Source organism: Streptomyces sp. DH-12 (assembly GCF_002899455.1).
In the GTDB taxonomy this organism is placed as follows: Bacteria; Actinomycetota; Actinomycetes; order Streptomycetales; family Streptomycetaceae; genus Streptomyces.
The window spans coordinates 2,835,837-2,851,195 of the sequence record NZ_PPFB01000001.1 but is presented as its reverse complement, the minus strand read 5'-3'; the positions used below and the strand labels follow the sequence as shown (position 1 = coordinate 2,851,195).

Genomic DNA, 15,359 nt, shown 5'->3' with positions numbered 1-15,359 from the left:
CTGAGCCCCGCACCCCTGCTCCCCGCCCCTCGCCTTTCTCTTCGTCCCTCCCTTTTCCTTCCTCGTTCTCGCGCAAGGCAGTCATGCTCGACGTCGCCGTCTTCGGCTCTCTCTTCCTGACCCTTTTCGTCATCATGGATCCCCCGGGGATCACCCCGATCTTCCTCGCGCTGACCGCGGGCCGCCCGGCCAAGGCGCAGCGGCACATGGCCTTCCAGGCCGTCTGTGTGGCGGGCGGCGTGATCACCGTCTTCGGTCTGCTCGGCCACCAGATCCTGGGCTACCTGCACGTCTCCATCCCGGCGCTGATGATCGCCGGCGGTCTGCTGCTCCTGCTGATCGCGCTGGACCTGCTCACCGGCAAGACCGACGAGCCCAAGCAGACCAAGGACGTCAACGTCGCGCTGGTCCCGCTGGGCATGCCGCTGCTGGCCGGGCCGGGCGCGATCGTGTCGGTCATCCTCGCCGTGGAGAAGGCCGACAGCGTCACGGGGCAGGTGTCGGTCTGGTCGGCGATCCTCGCCATCCACGTCGTCCTGTGGCTGGTGATGCGCTACTCGCTGCTGATCATCCGGGTCATCAAGGACGGCGGCGTGGTGCTGGTGACACGGCTGGCGGGCATGATGCTCTCCGCCATCGCCGTCCAGCAGATCATCAACGGCGTCACACAGGTGATCCAGGGCGCCTGACCCGCGCCAGGACCCGGCGCCGCGAGGCACACCGGAGCCCCCGTACCGAGCAGGTACGGGGGCTCCTCAAGCATGCGCACAGTGCACCGGGAAGCGGCTCGTACGGCCGCCCGCCCGCGGTGCGGGAGTTACGAGGCCGGTGTGTCGGCCGGGCGGATCCACAGACGCTGCCCCACGGCGGCAGCCTGCTGAACGATGCGGTTGACGGAGGCGGCGTCCACGACGGTCGAGTCCACGGGCGTGCCGTCGATGTCGTCGAGTCGCATGATTTCGAAGCGCAAGGGCTTCTCCCTTCGTCTGGTCATCCTCCTGAAGGAGAACTACTGGGTGAAGGCCCACGGACCGGACGGGCCCGTGTGCCGCACAGGGTCCAACGGGCTGTGTGGTGCAAACATTCCCTACGCTAAGGAAAACTTTCAATCGGCTAAATACTGACGAGTAAGGTTTTCGGAGAGGACCGACCGGGACCGGTTGTGTTCGTAGCGTGACCAGCGGAACAATGACAGGTGATGAACGACGACCTCACGGCCCTGCACGCCCGTATCGACCGCACGAACGAGCTGCTCCAGCGCATGCTCGCCGAGGTGGCCAAGACGCCCTCGACCCACGCGATCTTCGTGGACGCCGGCTACCTCTACGCGGCCGCCGGGCGGCTCGTCGCGGGGACGGAGGACCGCCGCGCCTTCGACCTCGACGCCGAGGGGCTGATCGACGCGCTCATCGACCGCGCCCGCACCGTCTTCGCCGACAGCAGGCTGCTGCGCGTCTACTGGTACGACGGCGCCCGGCGCCGCATCCACACCGCCGAGCAGCAGTCCATCGCCGAACTGCCCGACGTCAAGGTCCGCCTCGGCAACCTCAACGCCAACAACCAGCAGAAGGGCGTCGACTCCCTGATCCGCTCCGACCTGGAGTCACTGGCCCGGCACCGCGCCATCAGCGACGCGGCCCTGCTCGGCGGCGACGAGGACCTGGTCTCCGCCGTCGAGGCGGCCCAGGGCTACGGCGCCCGGGTCCACCTGTGGGGCATCGAGGCGCCCGAGGGCCGCAACCAGGCCGAGCCGCTGCTCTGGGAGGTCGACAGCCAGCGCACCCTCGACCTGGACTTCTTCAAGCCCTACGTCTCCCGGCGCACGGCGCCCGCGTACGAATCGGCGGGCGGCCGGCCCACCCGCGAGGACGTCCGCTTCGTCGGCGCGCAGATCGCCGCGAAGTGGCTGGTCTCGCGCGGCCGCGAACCCATGATGGAACTGCTCCCCGGCCACCCGTACCTGCCCGGCTCCGTCGACCAGGACCTCCTGGTCGAGGCCGAGGGACTCCTCCAGTACTCCCTCCGCGGCCAGGCCGACCTGCGCCGCGCCCTCCGTGACGGCTTCTGGGACCACCTGCAGGCGCAGTACTAGGCCGGCGGGATCTCCGCGGGGCCGTCCCGGCCGACGGTGACCGCCCAGGTCACGCCGGACGGTGCGGTCACGCGCACGGTCCCGGCCCGGTGGGCGGCCGGCAGGGCGAGGGCGTGGGACGTGACGGCGGGCTTCCCGGCGCCGCACGCGACCGGGAAGCCCGCGTGCAGCACGGGTATCCGCACCTGCACGGTCCCGGCGCCCCGGCAGCTGACGGCGACGGTCAGGACCTCGCCCCGGGCGCCGGGCGCGTAGGAGAAGGCCGCGTTGCCGTGGGCGGGGCCGTGCGCGCCGGCCGTGCCGCCGTCGAGCGCCGGCGGGGTCACCGGGGCGCTCGGCCGGGCAGCGGGGCTGCTGCCGGCGGCGGCCGGCGGGGAGGGGGCGGGGCGGTCGGGGGCGTCCGCCCCCGACACGCAGCCGACGGCCGCCGAGAGCAGGATCAGGGCGCCGGCGCTGCGGGCGTGGTTCATGAGACCGCCAAGGTGTCGAAGAAGTCGGCGAGGGCCTGGGCGGTGGGGGCGGGGCGGTCGACGGTGGGCGTGTGACCGGCGCCGTCGACGATCGTACGGCGGGCCGACAGGCGGCGGGCCATGGCGTCGAGGTCCGGGACCGGCCAGGTGTCGTCGTGCGAACCGGAGAGGACGTGGAACGGCAGCGGGACGGCGGCCAGTTCCGCGACCCGGTCCGGCTCCGCGCACAACTGCCGTCCGGTGGCGATCAGTTGTGCGGGCTTGGTGCTCAGCCAGCGTTTCCTGAGCTGCTCCGGGCCGCCGATTCCGCGTGCGGGGCCGCCCACTTCCTCCGGCGGGCCCATCGCCAGGATCGCCTCCCAGCACTCCTCCATCGACATCACCGCAAGAGCGTCCCGCAGCAGCTTCACCCGCTGCTCCTGGGAGACGGAGACGCGGGCGGCGCCCGAGGACACGAGCGTCAGCGAGCGGAAGGGGGAGTGGTCCAGCACGACGGCCGCGCGGGCGATCTGGCCGCCCATCGAATGGCCGACGAGATGCACGGGAGCGTCGCAGGCGCGCGCCTGCGCCAGCACGTCCTTCGCCAACTCGTCCTGTGCGTACGCCGCTTCGTCGTCGGCGGGGCCGTCCGATCCGTGCTGGCCGCGCCCGTCCACGGCGACGGCACGGTAGCCGCGCGCCGCGAGCGGTGCGAGGACCAGCGTGAAGTCCTCCTTGCTGCCGGTGTATCCGGGCAGGAGCAGCACGGTCCCCCGCGCCGGGGTCCCGGCGGCCGGCGGAACGTCCAGGACGGCGAACTCGCCCCGCGCGGTGGGGAGCCGGCGAGGGCGGAGGACGGGGAGGTGAGCGGGGGAGGAGGTGGTGATCACCCGGGTGAGGGTAGCGGGGCGCGCACACGCCGACGGCCCGGCCCCACGAGCGGGGACCGGGCCGTCGGCGTCGGTGCGGTGTCAGCTCTCCGCGGTCTCCGCGGGGGCCGCGGCCTTGCGGGTGCGGCGGACCTTCGGCTCCGCCGTCTCCGTGGCCTCCGGCGCGGACGCGGCGGTCTTGCGGGTCCGGCGGCGCGGCGCGGTGGCCTCAGCGGTCTCCCCTTCCGGGGCGGCCTGCGCCGGCACCGTCTTGCGGGTGCGGCGCGGCGCGGCCTCGGCGCCCTCGGCCGCGTCCACGGCGGCCTCCGCCTTCTTGGCCGCGGTCTTCCGCGTGCGCTTCGGCGCGGCCTCTGCCGTGGCGTCGGCCTCGGCGGCGACCGCCTTCTTGCGGGTGCGGCGCGGCTTGGCCTCGGCAGTGACGGTGCCTTCGGCGGTCTCGACCGCGGTCTCCGCCTTCGCGGCGGCCTTACGGGTGCGCTTGGGCGCGGCCTCGGCGACCTCCGTCACGCCCTCGGCGGTGTCGACCGCCGTCTCGGCGGTCTGGGCGGCCTGGGCCGTCTTGCGGGTGCGGCGACGGCGCGGCGCGGTGTCCTCCGCCGGAGCGGGCTCCGCCGTGGCGGACTCCTCGGCTGCGGCCTCCTCGGCTGCGGGCTCCGGGACCGACGGCTGGTCCGCCACGTCCTGGGCCTGCTCGGCCGACCGGCGGGTGCGGCGACGGCGCGGCTTCTCGGCGGAGGTCGCGGGCGTCTCGAGGCCGTCCGCCGACGGGCCCTCGGCCGTGTCGAGGGAGGTCTCCGCCGCCTGCTCCACCGGGCTCACCGCGGCGGTGGCCCCGCCGCGGGTGCGGCGACGACGGCGCGGGGTGCGCGCGGGGGCCTCACCGGCCTCCGTCTCCCCGGCGTCCAGGGAGGCCGCCGGGGCGGACTGCAGGCCCGCCTCGTCGACCGGCGCCCCGCCACGGGTACGGCGACGGCGGCGCGGCGTGCGCGGCGACGCCTCACGCTCCTCGGAACGGGAACCGCGGCGCCCGTCACGGCCGTCACGGCCGCCGCGTCCGCGCGGTCCACGGCCGCCGACCTCGCCCAGGTCCTCGATCTCCTCCGCCTCCAGCCCGGCCCGGGTGCGCTCCGACCGGGGCAGGACGCCCTTGGTGCCCTCGGGGATGCCCAGGTCCGTGTACAGGTGCGGGGAGGTGGAGTAGGTCTCCGCCGGGTCGCCGAGGCCCAGGTCCAGCGCCTTGTTGATCAGCTGCCAGCGCGGGATGTCGTCCCAGTCGACCAGCGTGATCGCCGTGCCCTTCGCACCCGCGCGGCCGGTGCGGCCGATGCGGTGCAGGTACGTCTTCTCGTCCTCGGGGGACTGGTAGTTGATGACGTGCGTGACGCCCTCGACGTCGATGCCGCGCGCGGCGACGTCGGTGCAGACGAGCACGTCCACCTTGCCGTTGCGGAAGGCGCGCAGGGCCTGCTCGCGGGCGCCCTGGCCGAGGTCGCCGTGGACCGCGCCGGAGGCGAAGCCGCGCTGCTTCAGCTGGTCGGCCAGGTCTGCGGCGGTGCGCTTGGTGCGGCAGAAGACCATGACCAGGCCACGGCCGTCGGCCTGCAGTATCCGCGCGACCATCTCGGGCTTGTCCATGTTGTGCGCGCGGTAGACGAACTGCTTGGTGTTCGCGACCGTGGCGCCCTCGTCGTCCGGCGCGGTGGCGCGGATGTGCGTGGGCTGCGACATGTAGCGGCGGGCCAGGCCGATGACCGCGCCCGGCATGGTGGCCGAGAACAGCATGGTCTGCCGCTTCACCGGAAGCAGGTTGATGATCTTCTCGACGTCGGGCAGGAAGCCGAGGTCCAGCATCTCGTCGGCCTCGTCGAGGACGAGGGCCTTGACGTGGGACAGGTTCAGCTTCTTCTGCCCGGCGAGGTCGAGCAGCCGGCCCGGGGTGCCGACGACCACGTCGACGCCCTTCTTCAGCGCCTCGACCTGCGGCTCGTAGGCCCGGCCGCCGTAGATCGCGGTGACGCGCACGTTCCGCACCTTGCCGGCGGTCAGCAGGTCGTTGGTGACCTGCGTGCACAGCTCGCGGGTGGGGACGACGACCAGCGCCTGCGGCGTGTCGGTGAGGTCCTCGGGCTTCGCGCGGCCCGCCTCCACGTCGGCGGGGACGGTGACCCGCTCGAGGAGCGGAAGGCCGAAACCGAGCGTCTTTCCGGTGCCGGTCTTGGCCTGGCCGATGACGTCCGTGCCCGACAGGGCCACGGGGAGCGTCATCTCCTGGATGGGGAAGGGGGTGGTGATGCCGACGGCTTCAAGGGCTTCGGCGGTCTCGGGGAGGATCCCGAGCTCTCGGAACGTCGTAGTCAGGGTGCTGCCTCTTCTGTGTGCGCGGTGCGAGGCGAGCGCGGGGGTCGTGTAGGGACCGTGCCGGGGACGACGGCTGCCATACGGTCGGGGCCGTAGGACACGGGACCACTGCCGACGCTCGAGCGCTCGTACCGCTGAGGTGTCCCTCCGGACTCCGTACGCGATGTGCCGTACGACTTCAGAGGGCTGTCGGGTCGGAGCCGATCGGGCCACCGACCGGGCATCCTCATATGCATGCGGCCCGTCGGGCACGTCCGAGTACGTCGGAATGCTCAGCAGGCGCATTACCACCATACCCCGGATTCGCGCACACGCCATGGCCGATTTGGTCACGTAGCCGTCGTCACACTGATCGGCCGGGATCCTCCGGGGCGGGCCGAGCGGACTATTGTGCGCAGCATGACGAGCCCTGACAGCCCTGACAACGCCGCAGACACCCCCGAGACCCCCGCCGAACGGACCGGCGTCGCCGCCATGGACTGGGCCGCCGCCTCCGCCGACCCCCAGTACCGCGCCGCTGTCGTGGATCTGCTCGGCGCGCTCGCGTACGGGGAGCTGGCGGCGTTCGAGCGGCTCGCGGAGGACGCCAAGCTGGCGCCGACGATGGCGGACAAGGCGGAGCTGGCGAAGATGGCCTCGGCGGAGTTCCACCACTTCGAGCGGCTGCGGGACCGGCTGGCCGAGATCGGCGAGGAGCCGACGCAGGCCATGGAGCCGTTCGTCGCCGCCTACGACGGCTTCCACAAGCAGACGGCGCCGTCCGACTGGCTGGAGGGCCTGGTCAAGGCGTACGTGGGCGACTCCATCGCCAGCGACTTCTACCGCGAGGTCGCGGCGCGCCTGGACTCCGACACCCGCGCGCTGGTCCTGGCCGTCCTGGACGACACGGGGCACGGCGGCTTCGCCGTGGAGAAGGTGCGCGCGGCGATCGAGGCGGACCCGCGCGTCGGCGGACGGCTCGCGCTGTGGGCGCGCCGGCTGATGGGCGAGGCGCTGTCCCAGTCCCAGCGGGTGGTCGCCGACCGGGACGCGCTGTCGACGATGCTCGTGGGCGGCGTCGCGGACGGGTTCGACCTGGCGGAGGTCGGCCGCATGTTCTCCCGCATCACGGAGGCCCACACCAAGCGGATGGCGGCGCTGGGCCTGGCCGCCTGACGGCACCGGCGCAGGTGCCCGACCGCCGCGTCCGGACGGTCCCCCGGGGGAGGCGTCAGGGGTGGTGGCCCGACGACGGTGGCCCCGGTGCGGTCCGGCGGGACGCGCGGCAGCCTGATGGCCGGACGGACGGGGGCGGGGAGGCGTTCGGTCACGGTGCCCGGTGTCCGGTGTCCGGCCGAAGAGGCGGACGACGGCTCGGCAGGGCGGACGGAGCCTGGTGGCCGACGGGGCGGGGCCGGGGAGGCGGTCGGTCGCGGTGGCCGGCGTTCCGGTGTCCGGCCGAGGAGGTGGGCTACCGTCCGGCAAGGGCGGTCAGGCCGTCGCAGAGTGGCGGAGGCGGCCCGCGGGGCGCAGCAGCAGGGACAGCGAGGCGGCCGAGACGATCGCCGAGCCGAGCAGCATCGTCAGCAGGTTGCCCGCGTCCAGCGCGGTGTTCATGAGGAAGGCGCCGAACAGCGCTCCGGCCACACCGGTCGCCAGGACCAGCGCGCGCCGGGGGAGCCGGTGCGACAGGCGGTGGTACGCCCCCCACGCCAGGGCCAGGCCGAGGATCGCGGAGCTGAGCGCTTCCAGAAGCATGTCGGGTCCCTCCCACACGGCCGGCCTGCTCGTCCAGGTTTTTGTCCTGTCCGACTTACCCCTGACCTGCGGAATCCAATCCACTCCGGAGGGCATCGGGTTTAGGCCGTCCGGGGGTTTTCCGATCCCGGACCGGACCCGGACACGGGAGAGGGGCCCGGCGGTGAGAACCGCCGGGCCCCTCTCCTGCGCGTTCCGCTCCCGGCCCGCCCTACAGCGCGCCGAAGCCCACCTTGCGCGGGGCCGGCTCGCCGATCTCGACGTAGGCGAGACGGTCGGCCGGGACCAGGATCTTGCGGCCGTGCTCGTCCACGAGGCTCAGCAGCTGCGACTTCCCGGCCAGCGCCTCGCTCACCACGCGCTCGACCTCCTCGGCGCTCTGACCGCTCTCCAGAACGATCTCGCGGGGCGCGTGCTGCACGCCGATCTTGACCTCCACGGCTATGTCCCTCCGACGGTCAGTGAAGTGCGCGACCTTCCGCGCCGTACCTGCACACATTAGCCCGGTGAGGGGATCCGCACGCTCCGCCCGGCAACGCCAACAGCGAACAGCCGACGGGAACAAACGACCGCCGGCCCCCCGCCGGTCAGTGGTGCTGGTCGCTGCCGTGCAGCGGGAACCCGGCGATGCCCCGCCAGGCCAGCGAGGTCAGCAGCTGCACCGCCTGGTCGCGCGGCACACTGCGGTCGCTGTGCAGCCAGGACCGCGCCACCACCTGGGCGAGCCCGCCGAGCCCCGACGCCAGCAGCATCGACTCCGCGCGCGACAGGCCGGTGTCCTCGGCGATGACGTCGCAGATGGCCTCCGCGCAGTCGTTGGTGACCTTGTCGACGCGCTCGCGCACGGCGGGCTCGTTCGTCAGGTCCGACTCGAAGACCAGGCGGAAGGCACCGCCGTCGTCCTCGACGTACGCGAAGTAGGCGTCCATGGTCGCCCGCACGCGCTGCTTGTTGTCCGTCGTCGACGCCAGCGCGTGCCGCACCGACTGGATCAGCGCCTCGCAGTGCTGGTCCAGCAGCGCCAGGTACAGGTCGAGCTTGCCGGGGAAGTGCTGGTACAGCACCGGCTTGCTGACACCCGCGCGCTCGGCGATGTCGTCCATCGCCGCCGCGTGGTAACCCTGCGCGACGAAGACCTCCTGGGCGGCGCCCAGCAACTGGTTCCGCCGGGCACGGCGCGGAAGGCGTGTACCCCTCGGACGTACCGCGTCCGTCTGCTCGATGGCTGTCACGCCGCCTCCCATTGTCGTCCACATGCGGGGTGAGCCGCGCCGCCATCGTACTTTTCGGTAATCCTGATGTGCGCGGTGCACGTGCAGGATTTCACGGACCGGACAGCGGAAGAAGTGGTACGGACGGTTTCAAACGCTGTCAGAGCGGGCAAGAAATGTCCCCTTCCGGGTCGCTGACGTCCCGGTCGCCGACATCCCGGCCGGAGCGCTCCTCACCGGTAGTCGTCCTCGTCGAGCGAGACGACACGGGTCTGTTCCACCAGGTCGGCCTCGTTCGCGCGGCCGGGGTCGACATCGGTCAACGGGTCGTCCTCCTCCGGCCGCACCTCCGTCTGCTGCTCGGTCGCGTCGACCTCCGGCGCCTCGACGTCGTACTCCAGGCCCTCCTGCACGTCCTCGTCCTCCTCGAACGTCTCGGGGTCGGTCGGATCCACGGCCATCGCCGGGCTCCCTTCTCGGTCACGCCCCCGAGGCATGCGGGGGCCACGTACGGGTGCCCTCTGTACGAGCCTAGGAGACACCCGATTTCGACGCCATGCGATCCGCGGCCGGAGCGTGACGCGGACGCGCGCCCGGCGCGAAGAGGCTGCGAAGCGGGTGCGGAGGGGGGGCGCGAAGCGGGTGCCGCAGCGGCGCACGGAGGCACGCGGCAATCCTGTGACGCCGAACACATGAGCCAGGGTGTGATCGTCTCGTAACATTGCCGCATGTCTTCGACCGAGCTGCCGTCCGTGCCGCCCACCAGCGCGCTGCCCGAGTCGGCGGCGGTCAGGGTGGCCGAGGGCGAGCGGCTGAGGTCGGTGCGGCTGCCCGGCGTCACGCTCACGGTCAGATCCCGCCCGCCGGCCCGCGAAGGGCTCCCGCCCGCCTTCTTCGTCCACGGACTCGGCGGCTCTTCACTCAACTGGTCGCCCCTGATGGCCCTGCTGGACGACGTGGTCGACAGCGAGGCCGTGGACCTCCCCGGGTTCGGCGACTCCCCGCCGCCGGACGACGGCGACTACTCGATCACCGCGCACGCCCGCGCGGTGATCCGCTGTCTGGAGGCCACCGGCCGCGGACCGGTGCACCTCTTCGGCAACTCCCTCGGCGGCGCGGTCGCCACGCGGGTCGCCGCCGTGCGCCCCGACCTCGTCCGCACCCTCACGCTCGTCTCCCCGGCCCTGCCCGAACTGCGCCCGCAGCGCACCGCCGTCCCCACCGGACTGCTGGCCGTGCCCGGGGTCGCACCGCTGTTCACCCGCCTCACCCGTGAGTGGACCGCCGAGCAACGGGTCCGCGGCGTGATGAACCTCTGCTACGGCGACCCCTCGCGGGTGACGCCGGAAGGCTTCCGGCACGCCGTGCAGGAGATGGAGCGGCGGCAGCGGCTGCCCTACTTCTGGGACGCGACGGCGCGCTCCGCGCGGGGGCTCGTCAGCGCCTACATGCTCGGTGGCCAGCAGGGGCTGTGGCGCCAGGCCGAACGGGTGCTCGCGCCGACCCTGCTCGTCTACGGCGGCCGGGACCAGCTCGTCGGCTTCCGCATGGCGCAGCGCGCCGCCCGCGCCTTCCGCGGCTCCCGGCTCGTGACACTCCCGGACGCGGGGCACGTGGCGATGATGGAGTATCCCGAGACCGTCGCGTTGTCGTTCCGTGAACTCCTGGCGGATGCAACGGATTCCGCGGACGAGGGGGATACTGTGCAGCCGGACGCACAGGGCGATCCGGGTCCGTCCGCCGACACCGGTGGCCCGACCACCACGACCGAGACGACGAGGGGCTGAGGCGCGACGTGGGACGCCACAGCCGTCGCGGACCCGCCCCGAAGGGCGACACCGCGGACACCGCCGCCGCCCGCGGCGCACGTGACGCGGCCGAGGCGCGGTACGACGAGCGCTGGGACGCCCGCCACGCGGCGGCGCAGGCACAGCAGCGGACACGCCGGCCGCAGCCGGGCGCCGAGCAGGGGCACGGCCCGTCCCACGACGGGGCCTCCACCGGCACCCCGCCGCAGGGCACGCCGGTGCCCGGCTACGGGGCGCCGGGGCACGGCAGGCCGGTTCAGGGCGTACCGCCGCTGCCGGACGGTTGGCAGCAGGACGGAACCCCGGCGCGGGGCGTACCGCGTTACGGCGGCGGCACACCCGCGCGGGGCATCCCCCGGTACGGCGATCCCGCGCAGGGTGCGCCTCGGTACGGGGAGGGAACCCCTCCGCGCGGTGTGCCGCAGTACGGTGAGGCAGCTCCCGCGCGTGGCGTCCCGCGTCCCGGGGGCGGAACCCCCGCGCAGGGCATGCCTCGCCGCGGCGACGGAACCCCTCCGCGCGGTGTCCCGCGGTACGGGGACGGAACCCCCGCGCACGGCACCCCCGGGGTCCGGGGCGGGCACCCCGAGCAGCAGGAGCCCGGGGACGGCTGGGGGACGCTGCACGGACGCACCGCCGCCGGAGCCGGACACGGCGCGCAGGCCGCCGGGCAGGGCGTGCCCCTGCCGAGGCAGCGCCGGGCGCACCCCGAGGGGCCGCGCCGGGACTACGTGGAGGCGTTCGACGACACCGACGACCTCTTCACCCCGCGCAAGCCCGTCACCCGTGGGCCGGCGGACCCCTACGTCACCGCCACCGACCGGGACAGCACTCCGGCCACCGGCGTCCCCTCGGACACCGGCACCGCCGACGACGAGCCGCCGACGGGCGTCCCCGCGCGGACCAGGGGCGGCAAGGGGCGCGCGTTCACCGGGATGGCGGCCGCCGCCGTCACCACCGTGCTGGCCGTCGTCGTCGCCGGGCAGGTCGCCGACGAGCACGCCACCCCCCGTGTCCAGGCACAGTCCGCCGGCGAGCAGGCGCGCGACGCGCGGGACTCCGCCTCGCGCGGGATCGACCGGGGGACGCCCGGGGCGGCCACGCCCCGCCCGCTGACGTACGAGCAGAAGATGGACCGGAAGTTCCGCCCGGCGGCCACCCGTGCGGGCACGGGGAAGTTCGACGCCGTCCGGGGGATCGACAAGGCGCCCGGCAAGGGGCGGAAGATCACGTACCGGGTGGATGTGGAGCGGGGGCTCGACCTCGACGGCGCCCTGTTCGCCGAGGCCGTGCACCGGACGCTCAACGACCGCCGGAGCTGGGCGCACGACGGCCTCGCCTTCGAGCGGATCGAGTCCGGACAGCCGGACTTCGTGATCACCCTGGCCAGCCCCGAGACGACCGCCGACTGGTGTGCCAAGTCCGGCCTGGACACCACCCAGGACAACGTCTCCTGCGACTCCGCGGCCACCGAGCGCGTGCTGATCAACGCCTTCCGGTGGGCGCAGGGCGCCGAGACGTACGGCGACGAGATGTTCGCCTACCGTCAGATGCTGATCAACCACGAGGTCGGCCACCGCCTCGGCCACAACCACGTCACCTGTGACAAGGACGGCGACCTGGCCCCGGTGATGCAGCAGCAGACCAAGTTCCTCGACCACGACGGGATCAGCTGCCGCCCCAACCCCTGGCCCTACCCCAAGGGCTAGGGGCCCCGGCCGCCGGATCCACCGCCCCCTTCGCCACGGGGTGCGCGCCGGGTGACGGTCCCGGCCCGGCGCGCACCCGTTGTGTGCCGGTCTCAGCACGGCGAACGCGATCCGTGCACGGCGAACGCGATCCGTGCGGGAAAGTCACGCCCGTTCACCCCTTTTAGTGGCGCGATGGACAACCGTCCATCACGCCACCGTCCTGTCCGCATACGTTCGTCCCGCTGCGAGCCGCCGGGCCAACGGCGGCTCCCGAGACGGGAGAACGGGGGTGCACACGTGCGCATCGGACTGCTTACGGAGGGTGGCTATCCGTACGTGGGCGGTGAGGGCGGGGTGTGGTGCGACCGCCTGGTGCGCGGGCTCGACCGACACGAATTCGACGTCTACGCGTTCAGCGCCGGCCAGGCCCAGGAGGACGCGGGCTGGGTCGAGCTGCCGTCCCAGGTCACCAGGGTGCGCACGGCACCGCTGTGGACCGCCGAGGAGGACGGGGTGGCGTACGGCCGCCGCGCACGCCGGCGCTTCGCCGAGCACTACGGCGAACTGGCCGCCTCCCTCTGCACCGCCGCGGGGCCCGGCACCGCCGAGGCGGACCGTTTCGCCAGCGCCCTCCACGGACTCGCCGAGCTCTCCCGCGACGAGGGCGGACTGGTCGCCGCACTGCGTTCCGAGCAGGCCGTGCGCGCCCTGGAACGCGCCTGCCGCACGCCGGGAGCCCACCGCGCGGCGCGCGGGGCCCGCGTCCCCGATCTGCTGACCGTCGCCGACCACCTGGAGCGCGCCCTGCGCCCCCTCTCCCTCGACTGGTACGAGGAGGACGGCCTCGGCGCGGTGGACCTCTGCCACGCCGCGTCCGGCGGCACCGCGGCGCTCCCGGGCCTGCTCGCCCACCACTTCTTCGGCGTCCCGCTCCTGGTCACCGAGTACGGCGTGCGCCTGCGCACCCACTACCTCACGCGCCCCGACGCCACCCCCGCCGTGCGGTCGCTGCTCGCCGCCTTCCACGGCCTGCTGACTGCCGAGACCTACCGCACGGCCTCCTGCCTCGTCCCCGGCAACGCCCACGCCCGCCGCTGGCAGGAGCGCTGCGGCGCCGACCGGGCCAAGCTGCGCACCATCCACCCCGGCATGGACGCGGCGCCGTTCGCGCGCGTCGGGGAGGACCGGCCGGGGGACCGGGAGCAGCGCGAGCGGGCCGACCCGCACACGCTCGTCTGGATCGGCCGGGTGGAGCCCGCCAAGGACCTGGTCTCGCTGCTGCACGCCTTCGCGGAGATCCGCGCGACCGAGCCCGGAACCCGGCTGCGCATGGTCGGGCGCCCCTCCGGCCCGGAGGGCGACGCCTACCTCGGCCACTGCAGGGCCCTGGCCGCACAGCTCTTCCCGGACGAGGCCGGCGGCCCGCACGCCGTCGGGCGGAACCCGGTGTCCTTCGAGGAGCTCGGCGGTCCCGGCGCGGAGACCGTCGCCGACGTCCACGCCGGCGGGACCGTCACCGTGCTCTCCAGCGTCGTCGAGGGGTTCCCGCACGGGCTGGTCGAGGCGATGTTCTGCGGACGCGCGACGGTCTCCACGGACGTCGGCGCGGTCGTCGAGGTGATCGGCGGCACCGGTCTCGTCGTACCGCCGCGCAATCCGCGGGCGCTCGCCGAGGCGTGCGTCTCGCTGCTGCGCGACCCCGAGCGCCGTGCACGGCTCGGAGCGGCCGCGCGCGCCCGGGCGCTCGAACTGTTCAGCGTCGAGCAGAACGTCACGGCCTACCGCGGCCTCTACCTCGAGACCGTCGCGCGGACCCCGGTACGCCGGCCCGTCCTCGACGGCACCGGGGAGCCGCTGCCCTTCGCCGCGCCCGCCGAGGCCCACGTCCCCGGCCGCTGGACCGAACCCACCCCTCGCGCCGTCCCCACCTGGGCCGTGGAGACGCCGGAGCCCGTCACGGAGACCGTCCGATGACCGACCTGAACGAACTCGGCCGCCGCGCCCTGCCCGGCGCGGCCGACCCGGTCAAGGTGCTGCTGCACCGCCACCGCGAGCTGTGCGAACGCGCCGTGGACCCCTTGGAGATCGCGGCGGGCCTGGAGGCCCACGGCATCACCGACCGGACCGCCGCCCGCTTCCGCCACCGCGACGTCTTCTCCCTCGCGGAGGAGCTCTACGCCCGCGTCCCGCGCGACACCGACACCGCGACGGACGGCCCCGCCGCACCGGACGCCCCGTGCCGGGAGGCGGCCGGCCGCCGGCCCGTCGCGGCGCTCCTGCTCCCGCTGCTGCCCGGCGCGCTCTGTGCCGCCTCCCTGGCTGTCCTGTTCCGCACCCACGGCCAGACCCGCCTGTACACGGCGGCCATCGGCGCGCTCGCCGTCGCCCTCGCCCTGCGCGCCGCACTGCGCCGCGGGCCGCTGGCCGTCCCCGACGGCCTCTCCTCCCGGCCGGCGGCCACCGGCTCCTGGACCTGCTGGCTCCTCGCCTACGCCGTGCTGGGCGACGGCCTGCTGCGCACCGCGATCGCCGGAGGCCCCGACGGACTGCCCGACGGCACCGCGGACGGCGACTGGCCGCTGACCCTCGCTCCGCTCCCGGCCCTCACCCTCGCCTGCGCGCCCGCGACCTGGGCGGCCGGTCTCTTCACCACCCGCGCCCGCCGCAAGCTCACCTCCAGCCGCGGCCTGGAGGACTTCGCCGCTTCGGTGCGGCCCGTGCTGCTGGGCGCGGTCGCCCTGTTCCTGGGGGCGCTGGCCGCGCTCGTCGCCCTGTGCGCGCCGTTCCTCGACACGGGGCGCTTCTCCCCGGCGGTCCTCGCGCTCGGCGCCCTCCTCTTCGTCGCCCGCCTGCTCACCGTGCACGGCTTCACCCACGCTCCGCGCGTGATCCTCATGCTCACCGCGGCCGCCCAGGTGCTCGCGCCCGCCGCCGTCTTCGCGGCCCGCCTGCCCGGCTGTGCCGCGCTGGGCGCGCCGGTGGAGGCCCTCACCGCCGCCTGGGGCCCTGCCGCCGTACCCGTCCTGACCTGCGGTGCGGGCGCTCTGACCCTGCTGGTCCACGCCTCCCGCACCCTCACCCGCGCCTCGGCGCACCAGCGGCCGGAGCAGCCGCGGTGACCGG

15 protein-coding genes are annotated in these 15,359 nt (G+C 74.1%); 7 read left to right on the top strand and 8 right to left on the bottom strand.

What is annotated here, in order from left to right; translation table 11 throughout:
* The first annotated feature begins 83 nt into the window (after positions 1-83).
* Positions 84-689, top strand: a complete 606-nt coding sequence (locus C1708_RS11470; RefSeq protein ID WP_106412580.1) for a MarC family protein — start codon at positions 84-86, stop codon at positions 687-689.
* Between the two features lie 128 nt (positions 690-817).
* On the opposite strand, the gene C1708_RS11465 is transcribed toward C1708_RS11470, so the two are convergent.
* Positions 818-970: a DUF8834 family protein gene (locus tag C1708_RS11465; protein ID WP_106412579.1), complete on the bottom strand. Its 153-nt coding sequence runs from the start codon at positions 968-970 to the stop codon at positions 818-820.
* 228 nt (positions 971-1,198) lie between these two features.
* Here C1708_RS11465 and C1708_RS11460 point away from each other — a divergent pair, with 228 nt between their 5' ends.
* A complete protein-coding gene (locus tag C1708_RS11460; RefSeq protein ID WP_106412578.1) occupies positions 1,199-2,092 on the top strand; it encodes an NYN domain-containing protein in 894 nt (297 codons plus the stop codon).
* Here C1708_RS11460 and C1708_RS11455 read toward each other — a convergent pair.
* From C1708_RS11455 to C1708_RS11445, 3 genes are all read right to left on the bottom strand, one after another.
* Positions 2,089-2,562, bottom strand: a complete 474-nt coding sequence (locus tag C1708_RS11455) for a hypothetical protein (RefSeq protein ID WP_106412577.1) — start codon at positions 2,560-2,562, stop codon at positions 2,089-2,091. The genes C1708_RS11460 and C1708_RS11455 overlap by 4 nt on opposite strands.
* Complete coding sequence (locus tag C1708_RS11450) at positions 2,559-3,431, bottom strand: alpha/beta fold hydrolase (protein ID WP_106412576.1); 873 nt, start codon at positions 3,429-3,431, stop codon at positions 2,559-2,561. The genes C1708_RS11455 and C1708_RS11450 overlap by 4 nt, the downstream gene beginning before the upstream one ends.
* Positions 3,432-3,512: 81 nt before the next feature.
* Entirely contained in the window at positions 3,513-5,696 is a 2,184-nt protein-coding gene (locus C1708_RS11445) for a DEAD/DEAH box helicase (RefSeq protein WP_241911222.1), read from the bottom strand.
* Between the two features lie 492 nt (positions 5,697-6,188).
* On the opposite strand from C1708_RS11445, the gene C1708_RS11440 reads away from it, so the two are divergent.
* On the top strand, positions 6,189-6,944 hold the full coding sequence (locus C1708_RS11440; RefSeq protein WP_106412575.1) for a ferritin-like domain-containing protein: 756 nt from the start codon (positions 6,189-6,191) through the stop codon (positions 6,942-6,944).
* Positions 6,945-7,259: 315 nt separating this feature from the next.
* On the opposite strand, the gene C1708_RS11435 is transcribed toward C1708_RS11440, so the two are convergent.
* The 4 genes from C1708_RS11435 to C1708_RS11420 all read right to left on the bottom strand — a co-directional run bounded on the left by C1708_RS11435 (position 7,260) and on the right by C1708_RS11420 (position 9,198).
* The gene (locus C1708_RS11435) at positions 7,260-7,526 is read right to left on the bottom strand and encodes a hypothetical protein (protein WP_106416252.1); all 267 of its coding nucleotides are present in this window, start codon (positions 7,524-7,526) and stop codon (positions 7,260-7,262) included.
* Positions 7,527-7,737: 211 nt separating this feature from the next.
* Positions 7,738-7,965, bottom strand: a complete 228-nt coding sequence (locus tag C1708_RS11430) for a DUF3107 domain-containing protein (RefSeq protein WP_106412574.1) — start codon at positions 7,963-7,965, stop codon at positions 7,738-7,740.
* Between the two features lie 148 nt (positions 7,966-8,113).
* A complete protein-coding gene (locus C1708_RS11425; protein WP_106416251.1) occupies positions 8,114-8,758 on the bottom strand; it encodes a TetR/AcrR family transcriptional regulator in 645 nt (214 codons plus the stop codon).
* Between the two features lie 212 nt (positions 8,759-8,970).
* A complete protein-coding gene (locus C1708_RS11420; RefSeq protein WP_106412573.1) occupies positions 8,971-9,198 on the bottom strand; it encodes an Rv3202a family protein in 228 nt (75 codons plus the stop codon).
* 267 nt (positions 9,199-9,465) lie between these two features.
* Between C1708_RS11420 and C1708_RS11415 the strand changes: the two genes are divergently transcribed.
* From C1708_RS11415 to C1708_RS11400, 4 genes are all read left to right on the top strand, one after another.
* Complete coding sequence (locus C1708_RS11415) at positions 9,466-10,524, top strand: alpha/beta fold hydrolase (RefSeq protein WP_106412572.1); 1,059 nt, start codon at positions 9,466-9,468, stop codon at positions 10,522-10,524.
* A gap of 8 nt (positions 10,525-10,532) precedes the next feature.
* Positions 10,533-12,254, top strand: a complete 1,722-nt coding sequence (locus tag C1708_RS11410; RefSeq protein WP_106412571.1) for a DUF3152 domain-containing protein — start codon at positions 10,533-10,535, stop codon at positions 12,252-12,254.
* A gap of 279 nt (positions 12,255-12,533) precedes the next feature.
* On the top strand, positions 12,534-14,210 hold the full coding sequence (locus C1708_RS11405; protein ID WP_106412570.1) for a DUF3492 domain-containing protein: 1,677 nt from the start codon (positions 12,534-12,536) through the stop codon (positions 14,208-14,210).
* A complete protein-coding gene (locus C1708_RS11400) occupies positions 14,207-15,355 on the top strand; it encodes a hypothetical protein (RefSeq protein ID WP_106412569.1) in 1,149 nt (382 codons plus the stop codon). Before C1708_RS11405 ends, C1708_RS11400 begins: the two co-directional genes overlap by 4 nt.
* Positions 15,356-15,359 lie beyond the last annotated feature (4 nt).